Annotated in this window: 1 protein-coding gene and 1 pseudogene; one reads left to right on the top strand and one right to left on the bottom strand. The window is 75.0% G+C overall.

Going from position 1 to position 1,425, the window contains the following annotated elements; all coding sequences use genetic code 11:
• A pseudogene (locus tag HW445_RS30880) lies at positions 1-335 on the bottom strand (hypothetical protein); the annotation flags it as partial.
• A gap of 101 nt (positions 336-436) precedes the next feature.
• Between HW445_RS30880 and HW445_RS30875 the strand changes: the two are divergent.
• Positions 437-1,425: D-alanyl-D-alanine carboxypeptidase family protein (locus HW445_RS30875; protein WP_180224088.1), on the top strand; the 989-nt coding region annotated here is incomplete at its 3' end.

Raw genomic sequence — 1,425 nt, 5'->3', positions numbered from 1 at the left:
TCGAGCATCCCGGCGCTGACGTCGACGCCGGTGACGGACCGTCGGCACAGGGCGGCCGTCACGTCGAGTCCGGCTCCGGTGCCGCAGCACAGGTCGAGGCCGTCCTCGAAGGGTCCGAGCGGGGCCAGGCCGTCGCGGGTGGCGCGCAGGAAGCCGTCGGGGGTCCGGAACGGGGTGTGGTCGAAGTCGGGGGCGAGCAGGTCGTAGCCGCGCTCGACGGACGACAGCGCCTGCACGGCGAGCCCGCCCAGGGTGGGACCCTGCGGACCGTATCTCCTCGGGCCGTACCTGCTGAGGTCGTACCTGCTGGGGCCGTGCGTCTTCGGACCGGACATCCTCGGAGGATAACGGCGGCCGTACGGCATCCGGGTGCCGCTCGGGCCGGTCCGGTCGTGGCGTCCGGCGTGTCACCGTCCGCCATTCCTACGTTTCTCGTATGAAAATCGCACTTTTCTCACGAGGTATCGGCTCCGGCCGGGCCGTCCGCCTCGCCGTCGCCGGGTGCGCCCTCCTCGCGGTGGGGGCGACGGGGACGCCCGCGCCCACGGCCGACGCGCCGGATCCGCTGCTGGCATCGGGCACGCAGGTGCGGCCGGCCGGCGGCGCGCCGGAGGTGCCGGAGGTGTCCGCGCTCTCCTGGGTGGTGGCGGACGCCCGCAGCGGCGACGTGCTCGCCGCGCACGACGCCCACCGCAGACTCCCTCCGGCCAGCACCCTCAAGACGCTGTTCGCGCTGGCCCTCCTCCCCCGGGTGCCCGAGGGGCGCCACCGGGCGACGGACGCGGAGCTGGCCGACGTCGGTGAGGGCAGCAGCCTGGTCGGTGTGGAGGCCGGCCGCGCCTACTCGGTGGACGACCTGTGGCGGGGCGTCTTCCTGAGTTCCGGCAACGACGCGGTGCACGTCCTGTCCGCCATGGCGGGCGGCACCCGGGCGGCGGTGGCCCGGATGCAGGACACCGCCCGGAAGCTGGGCGCGCGGGACACGCGGGTGGTCTCCCCGGACGGGTACGACGCCCCGGGCCAGGTCTCCTCCGCCTACGACCTGGCGGTGTTCGGGCGGACCGGGCTGCGCGACCCCCGGTTCGCGGAGTACTGCCGGACGGCGTTCGCCGAGTTCCCGGGCCGCAAGGGCGCCTACGACATCCACAACACCAACCGGCTGCTGACCGGGGCACAGGGCGTGGAGCGCTACTCGGGGGCGATCGGCGTGAAGAACGGCTACACCAGCAAGGCGGGCCACACGCTGGTCGCGGCGGCCCGGCGGGGCGGACGGACCCTGGTGGTGACGGTGCTCAACCCCCAGGACGGCGGCTCCGCCACCGTCTACGAGGAGGCGAGGTCGCTCCTGGACTGGGGGTTCCGGGCGGCGGGGCGGGTCAGGCCGGTCGGCTCGCTGGAACCGCCCGTCGCGGCGGGGCCGCCGTC

Source organism: Streptomyces sp. UH6 (assembly GCF_013421635.1).
In the GTDB taxonomy this organism is placed as follows: domain Bacteria; phylum Actinomycetota; class Actinomycetes; order Streptomycetales; family Streptomycetaceae; genus Streptomyces; species Streptomyces abyssomicinicus.
The sequence above is the reverse complement of the archived record's forward strand: the minus strand, read 5'-3'. Positions and strand labels throughout refer to the sequence as shown.